The 6,792-nt window shown below is 59.0% G+C and carries 11 protein-coding genes; 3 read left to right on the plus strand and 8 right to left on the minus strand.

The annotated features are described in order from the left end of the window. Positions 1-325: 325 nt before the first annotated feature. Genes B7X49_RS18165 through B7X49_RS18180 form a run of 4 tightly spaced genes read right to left on the minus strand, consistent with a single transcriptional unit; the run spans position 326 to position 3,114 of the window. Positions 326-1,969, minus strand: coding sequence for a cbb3-type cytochrome c oxidase subunit I (locus tag B7X49_RS18165; RefSeq protein ID WP_286840541.1), 1,644 nt, complete (start codon positions 1,967-1,969; stop codon positions 326-328). A gap of 37 nt (positions 1,970-2,006) precedes the next feature. Next, positions 2,007-2,438 carry a c-type cytochrome gene (locus B7X49_RS18170; protein WP_286840543.1) on the minus strand — a complete coding sequence of 144 codons (432 nt, stop codon included), beginning with the start codon at positions 2,436-2,438 and terminating at the stop codon, positions 2,007-2,009. Next, a complete protein-coding gene (locus B7X49_RS18175) occupies positions 2,321-2,941 on the minus strand; it encodes a cytochrome c oxidase subunit II (protein WP_286840544.1) in 621 nt (206 codons plus the stop codon). The genes B7X49_RS18170 and B7X49_RS18175 overlap by 118 nt, the downstream gene beginning before the upstream one ends. Further along, complete coding sequence (locus tag B7X49_RS18180) at positions 2,938-3,114, minus strand: cytochrome c oxidase subunit 2A (protein ID WP_286840545.1); 177 nt, start codon at positions 3,112-3,114, stop codon at positions 2,938-2,940. The genes B7X49_RS18175 and B7X49_RS18180 overlap by 4 nt, the downstream gene beginning before the upstream one ends. Positions 3,115-3,302: 188 nt before the next feature. Here B7X49_RS18180 and B7X49_RS18185 point away from each other — a divergent pair, with 188 nt between their 5' ends. Together B7X49_RS18185 and B7X49_RS18190 are read left to right on the plus strand one after the other, a co-directional pair. Next, a complete protein-coding gene (locus B7X49_RS18185) occupies positions 3,303-3,644 on the plus strand; it encodes a carboxymuconolactone decarboxylase family protein (protein WP_286840547.1) in 342 nt (113 codons plus the stop codon). Then, positions 3,641-4,015 carry a DUF488 domain-containing protein gene (locus tag B7X49_RS18190; RefSeq protein ID WP_286840548.1) on the plus strand — a complete coding sequence of 125 codons (375 nt, stop codon included), beginning with the start codon at positions 3,641-3,643 and terminating at the stop codon, positions 4,013-4,015. Before B7X49_RS18185 ends, B7X49_RS18190 begins: the two co-directional genes overlap by 4 nt. A 14-nt stretch (positions 4,016-4,029) precedes the next feature. Here B7X49_RS18190 and B7X49_RS18195 read toward each other — a convergent pair whose 3' ends face one another. The 4 genes from B7X49_RS18195 to B7X49_RS18210 are packed head-to-tail and all read right to left on the minus strand — an operon-like array spanning position 4,030 to position 5,921. Next, positions 4,030-4,479 carry a CopD family protein gene (locus B7X49_RS18195; protein WP_286840550.1) on the minus strand — a complete coding sequence of 150 codons (450 nt, stop codon included), beginning with the start codon at positions 4,477-4,479 and terminating at the stop codon, positions 4,030-4,032. Beyond that, positions 4,476-4,808, minus strand: a complete 333-nt coding sequence (gene fdxA / locus B7X49_RS18200) for a ferredoxin FdxA (RefSeq protein WP_286840558.1) — start codon at positions 4,806-4,808, stop codon at positions 4,476-4,478. Before fdxA ends, B7X49_RS18195 begins: the two co-directional genes overlap by 4 nt. 1 nt (position 4,809) lies before the next feature. Then, a complete protein-coding gene (locus B7X49_RS18205) occupies positions 4,810-5,508 on the minus strand; it encodes a DUF542 domain-containing protein (RefSeq protein WP_286840552.1) in 699 nt (232 codons plus the stop codon). Beyond that, complete coding sequence (locus B7X49_RS18210; RefSeq protein ID WP_286840554.1) at positions 5,505-5,921, minus strand: group III truncated hemoglobin; 417 nt, start codon at positions 5,919-5,921, stop codon at positions 5,505-5,507. The genes B7X49_RS18205 and B7X49_RS18210 overlap by 4 nt, the downstream gene beginning before the upstream one ends. A gap of 61 nt (positions 5,922-5,982) precedes the next feature. On the opposite strand from B7X49_RS18210, the gene B7X49_RS18215 reads away from it, so the two are divergent. Beyond that, positions 5,983-6,486 (plus strand): Rrf2 family transcriptional regulator, encoded by a 504-nt coding sequence (locus B7X49_RS18215; RefSeq protein WP_286840556.1) that lies wholly within the window; start codon positions 5,983-5,985, stop codon positions 6,484-6,486. Positions 6,487-6,792 lie beyond the last annotated feature (306 nt).

The following is a 6,792-nucleotide window of genomic DNA, read 5'->3' on the forward strand; positions in this document are numbered from 1 at the left end:
ATGATCCCTCCGTCCTCGCGAATCGACAGAAATCATTCAAACACAGCCACAAAAATTTGAGAATCCCCCGCGAGTCAACCGTTTAGCCGGTTGGTATAAAAGTTCATGGAAAATACGAGATGTTTAATCACGTGTTCCTCATGACCGCGAACCCAGGCCAAGAAACGGGCCTAAAAATGCGGAAAGTCGAGCTCAGCCTACCCCTTGCAGACCAGACCGAGTGAAAGCCGTTGCAGCGTCTCGCGGGTGCCGGTCCGGTTCCAAACGGCTTCGCTCATGCGGGCTTGTATCAATCTCGCCGGGTGGCGGATCAAGCTTCTTTGTTTCAGTAGGCGGTGTTTGGCGCAATCGGGATCTGATGCGTCAACAAAACCCAGAACAGTGGACCATACACCACGGCGATAAGCAGGAACGCCACTAGCGTCCAAAGGCCAAGGCGGTCCATCAGACGCACCCAGCGCGAGGTTTCAGCGATTGTCACATTGCCGAAAGGGATCGCCGGCACATCGGCGGCCTGGGCGCGCGGCGAGAGCAGCGTGCCGATGGTGACAAGGAGGAAACACAGCAGCGCGACCAACAGAACGAGGCCGGACGCCGCAGTAATCGCCATCGGAATTGGATGCACGAACGGGTCGGGCGAGAGGGAGCTGATCCAGTCGCGCCGTGGCGTACCGTACAATCCTTGCCACATAAGCCCGACCCCGATGCCCATCATCCCGGCCGCCCAGAGCCAGACGCTGACTACCGCAACTTTTTTGGCATAGAGTTTCCGCCCGCTGAGATGCGGGATCAGCCAGTAACTCATGGCAATGAAGGTGAGGGCGGTAGCGGTGCCGACCGTGATGTGAAAATGGCCGGGAATGAACGCCGTGTCATGCACCATCGCGTCGTTCGGCATGCTGGCAAGCAGAATGCCGGTGGCGCCCCCCAGGATGAAGGTGAACATCGCTAGAACCTGTCCCGCCACGCTGGGGTTGTCCCACGGAAGCGCCCCCAACCAGCCGAACCAGCCGCGGCCGCCGCGCGCATGGCCCGCGGTTTCCAGCGAGGCCGCCACGGTGAAGGCAGTCATGAGGCTGGGCGGAATAATGAAGAAGGTGAAGAACATCTGCTCCATCTTCCAGCCCATCGCGATGCCGGGCGCCGTCGTTTCATGATGCAGCCCGACCTCGACGGAAAACAGCAAAAACATCAGGAACGCTAGGCGGGCGAGCGTGTCCGAAATGAGGTGTCCCCCCGCTTCATGCGGCAAGAACACGTACCAGGAAATATAGGCCGGCAATACCCAGAAATAGACAATCGCGTGGCCAGTGTACCAGAACAGGGTAAAGGTCAGTAGCGGATCGATGCCGGCCAGGAATCCCATCGACCAGGGAATGATCCAAAACAGCAGCTCCGAGACGATGCCGATGGTGGTCAAGGCCCAGAGTATCCAGACGGTCGTGCTCATATACGCGACGAGCGGAGTGATCCGGCCCGGATTGTGGCGCTTCCAGTCGGCTCGCTGGCGGATGGTTTCTGCGGCGACCATCAAGCTGCCGACAACCACGAGCGCCAGACCGACATAGAACGGCCAGGTTGCTTTTAGCGGCGTGTAGAACGTGTAGAGCACAGAGGCGTTGTTGGTCAGCGTGGCGGACAGGGTGAACGCCAAGCCGAGGATCATCATGGCAAAAGCGAGCCAGACCCAGCCGAGATTGACTCGCACTTTCAATTCGCGTGCCGGAAAATAGAACAGCACGCCGGTATTGAAGAAGGTGGTAAAAACCAGCCCGTTCAATACGCCATGAATGGTCAACCCCTGATAGTAGGAACTGGTTGGCACGCTGCCATAAACATTGATATTCGCGTAGTTCAGCGCCTGTGACGGGCCAAATGCGGATCCCACCACCATCGCCGCGAAGGCGACGAGAATGAAGGCCAGTGCGGGAGCCTTCAGACTGCCGGAGTCAGCCGCCTCGCCCGGCACCGCTCCCGTGATTGCCGACATGTTGGTCTCCTGAAAGTTAATGCCCCAAGGATAGTTTCGCGCGTGCCTGCCAGACCTCCTGTGCCGTCATGGTCGTGGCGCGTTCCGCCTTGATCTCAGGCGGCTGATAGGGTTTGAACTCCGATGGCTCGGCCTGGCCGTTGCCCCAGGCGGTGGTGACGTAATCGAGGACTTCGGCAATCTGGCGGTCACTCAGTTGACCACCCCACGCCGGCATGACCCCGTTATAGGATTTGCCGTCCGCAACGATCTTGCCCTTGAGGCCATAGAGCAGGACATCGGCCAGAACCGTGCGACCGAAGACCCTTGCCGTGTAGCCGGGCACCGATTTCACCAGCGGCGGAAACGCGCCCGCGAGGCCAGCACCATTCGCCTGATGGCAGGCTGCACAATGCGCGGCATAAACGGTTTTACCGGCCTGAGCGAACGCGGCGGGTGCGGTTGGCATCGCGCCTGCAGTTTGTGCCGGGTGGGCTGGGGGCATATGGGCGACTGATGGCCAATCCCGCAATATTGGTCGCAGACAGTGAGGTATTTATGCGGCGTACGGAAAACAGCGAAAACATGTGCGACGTAGCCTGGAAAGCTTTCGACGTTGACGTCGGTGCCCTGCAGTTCGAAGCCGTGGATGACGTCCGCGCTGGTCACGTAGAAGTCAATTCGCGCATTGACCGGAACGACTATTTTTGCAGGATCAAACTGGAACTGTCTGGCCACGACGGCAACCCGGTAATGATGCGGCCCGACCTTGACGACGCCAGGATGCTTGAACATCGGTGATGCCAGGATATGTTGGATCGACGCTTCTTGGGGTGTCGTCGGGATGCGTCCGGGAGCCCCCATCAGTCGCCAAATCGATAGACCCAGCAGTATGGCCAGCCCGAAAACACCGATGATGACCCACCGTAGTTCATAATTGGGTGGTTTGGGGCCTGGAAGGTTTTCGCTCATGGCGTGTATCTCATGGCCGAGATCAAATACAGGCCGAACCAGACCGCCAGGATCGTCAAACCCAGGATCGTCGCGATCAGAATAGCGCCGCGCGGCTTTTCATGCCGGGTCAGGCGAATCTCTGCGTCCGACGAATTGACGACTGGATTGGGTTCCGAAAAATTATCGCTCATGTCGAACCTCGCAAAGCGCAGATAACCTTCTTATGTCTCACGTTAATGTCATGTCCGGATAGTGTCAAAACCGAAGGCAAAACTATTGATCCAGACCAGATTGAAACGATCGGCTTCGAGCAAACCTTGTCCATCGTCATCGGCAGGAGATATCGCTGTAAGCACCGAACTTTATCCAGGAGACCCTCATGACCCACGATCTCTATCCCGCATCCACCGCCGACATCCGCAAACAGCGCCGTGTTCTGGCGTCGGACCAGCATGCCGCGTTCGACGCATTTAGCCGGGCGGCGTTCGCCGATGGCGCATTGACCGCCAAGATGAAGCAGATCATCGCAGTCGCAGTCGCGCATGTGACGCAATGCCCCTATTGCATCGAGGGTCATACCAAAGCCGCCCAACGGGCGGGCGCGACACCGGAGGAATTGATGGAGGCGGTCTGGGTTGCGGCCGAAATGCGGGCGGGCGGTGCGTTTGCGCATTCCACCATCATGCTCAACGCGCTCGACCATCAGCGTCCAACCCCGTGAATGCACCGAAGCACATCGTGATCAAACACGCCTATGATCCGCCCGAAGCGTCCGACGGCAAGCGGATCCTGGTCGATAGGTTGTGGCCGCGCGGCCTCGCGCGCGCCAAAGCCGGCATCGATCTCTGGCTCAAGGATATCGCGCCCAGCACAAAGCTGCGCAAGGAGTTTGACCATGATCCGGCGCGCTGGTCCGCCTTCGTCGCGGCCTATAGCGAGGAACTGGCCGCTAATCCCGATGGTTTCGATCAGTTGCTCGCCTTGTGCCACACCGGGCCGGTCACGCTTTTGTTCGCAGCGCGTGATACCACCCATAACAATGCTGTCGTTCTGGCGGAATTGTTGAGCAAGCAGCTGCATAAAATGCGTTGAAACCGAGTGACGCGTCATGGCTGTATGACCACAAGCGCTACGATCAGCACGATAAATCCGACCGGAATTGCTGTCGCCGTTTGATAAAATCGCACGCCGTGCCGGCCGCCGCCATCGCGCAATTGCCGCCGCCAAGCGGAGAGCGCCCCGTGATACCACGATAGCAGCAGCACTGCCGCGACCTTGATCCGCCACCACCACGCGCCCCAGGCGATAGCCCTCGGCGTCAGGATCAGCAGAACGCCAAACCCCCACGCCGCGTACATCGCGGGATTGACGATCATCTTGAAAATCGTCCGCTCCAGAGCGGCAAAACCCGCTTGATCCGCCAGCGCCCTGCCGATGGTACGGTGCTGGGCGTAAATCGCCGGCAACACGATCATGCCTGCCATCCACAGAATGACTGCGATCACATGCAGCGCGAGTAGGAACCGGTAAGCCGGCGCAAGGGCCGCAATTGTCACGGTATCCCCGGTCCCGGCGACAGCATGACGGCCTTGCCCGGCTTGTCCTTCCAGTCATCGGCGTCCTCGGGTGGGATGCCTTTGCGGGTGATGTTGGGCCAAACGGCCGCGAACTCACGGTTCGTTTCCAGCCATGCGGCAGCTTTGTTATCCGCATCTGCCACGATCGCCTCGGCCGGACATTCCGGTTCGCACACGCCGCAATCGATGCATTCATCGGGGTGGATGACCAGCATATTCGCGCCGACATAAAAACAATCGACAGGGCAAACCTCGACGCAATCCATATACTTGCACTTGATGCAATTTTCCGTGACGACATACGTCACCTCAAGCTCCAATCTCGAATGGTTCAGCGCCGCCGAAACGCGGAAACAGGATGTTATTTTCAAGATGAACGTGTAACACCAGATCATCGTGGAACTTCGTGAGACCGAGACAGAGGGCCTTCCACGTCGGGCAAGCGTCGGGGGGAGCCATCCTGTCATGGGTCAGGCGGTCTATTTCGGCGAGAGCCACGCCGTGGTGGTCATGTTCGGCGCGCATCGTGGCGATCGCGCTGGCAATCATCGGCGCGACGCCGCGCAGCATCATCGGAAACAATATGATCTCCTCGCGCTGCTGATGAATTCTTACCTCCGCACCAATGCGCATGAGCAAATCGGTCAGGCCGCGCGGAACCTCAGGATTGTCCTTGTGCGCGGCCTCGACTTTGCGGGCCAACCGAATCAGCCATGGCAACTCCCTCAGATGCACTGCGTGATAGCGCGTCTTGATATGCTCGATGAGTTGCGCGGTGTCAGCGTTGTACCAAGCGAAATTCGTGGCGGCGGGCACTTCGGCGAGTTCGGCGAGTACGCTCGGCAGATCGAGAGTCCGCGCCGCTGCGGCGTCGGCCAAGCGCTGCTCGCCGCCACAACAGAAATCGACCCCGTGATGCAGGAACACCGCGGCGGCTCCGGGCAGCATGGCCGCGATCTGCCCGACCGGCAGGCTTGATAATTCGACGTCGGTGGGATGCGATGTCATGATGAAACTCCTTCTGCGAGACGGTGTGAAACGCGCTGTGCCGGCAGCGCACCCCGATGCACGGCAACGCCATGCGACAAGCTTTGAGCAATCCGCCCAGCGAGCAGAATGAATCGTTCCGCCGCGGAGGGCGTGCATTGCGCCCGTGCGGTGGAACCCCATAGATCGAGCCATCGGCCAAAATGGGCGTCCTCGATCGGCAGATCGATATGCGCCTGCATCGGCGTGCCACGATAGCGGCCACTCATCAGCGCGACCGATGACCAGAACGCGCACATGCGACCCAGGTGACGGTCCCAATCGGTCACCTTTGCCTCGAAGATCGGCCCGAGCACCGCATCCGCGCGGACGGCCGCGTAGAACGCGTGGACTTGGCGTTCGATCGTCGATTCGTCGATATCGGTTCCGGTCATGACACGCTCCTTGAATTGAGGGGGCGGCAACCCGATGCTATTTCACCGGGCAGAGACTATTATGCATTTCAAATACGTGTATGGCCAAGAAACCGGCATTGTCAATGCCGACTATACAGATTATGGTCCGATTATGAGGTTGACCAGCTATACCGATTATGGTTTGCGCGCGCTGATGTTGCTGGCGGCCGAACCGGGCGTTGTGATTTCAGCGGCGGTTCTGGCGCACCGGCTTGGCGTGTCGCGCAACCACCTTGCCAAAATCCTGCTTGATCTGGTCGATGGCGGCTATCTCTCCAGCGCGCGCGGTGCCGCGGGCGGCGTCAGCATGACGACGGATCCGGGTTCGATCCGATTGGGCGACCTCGTGGATTATTTGGAACGAGATCAGCCGCTGGTTGAGTGTTTCCGCGTCGATGGGACAGAGTGCTGTTTGTTGCCTCAATGCCGTCTGCGGAGCCTGTTGCGCGGCGGCGCCGAAGCGTTCCTTATCGCGTTGAACCAAAATACCCTGGCCGATCTAGTGCCCGCTGGTATTTCTTTTGCACGACGGGGCGCTGCTTAACCCCTCGGCTTCAATCGCACAATTGGCCCGAGAGACCAACAACGTGATCGTCATGAGGTGTATGGCTCCATCCTCTAAAGCAGTATTTCGGTGACGCCGTCGCCTACCCTAATTGGCATTATCGATGCCAATTAAGGGGCTGTTGATATTCGGAGCCATAGGTCTCTCGCCACTGCTGTGTCAACAAAGTTGGCTCTTATAGCGTTGCCTGTTGATATGGTCCGAGACCGATGGCACCGAGGATCAAGGCGTCGGGTGTGACGTTCTGTCCCAGCGCTTCCAGCGTTCTGCGCCAACCAAGATAAT

Origin of the sequence: Acidiphilium sp. 34-64-41 (assembly GCF_002282635.1) — a bacterium.
Classification (GTDB): Bacteria; Pseudomonadota; Alphaproteobacteria; order Acetobacterales; family Acetobacteraceae; genus Acidiphilium; species Acidiphilium rubrum.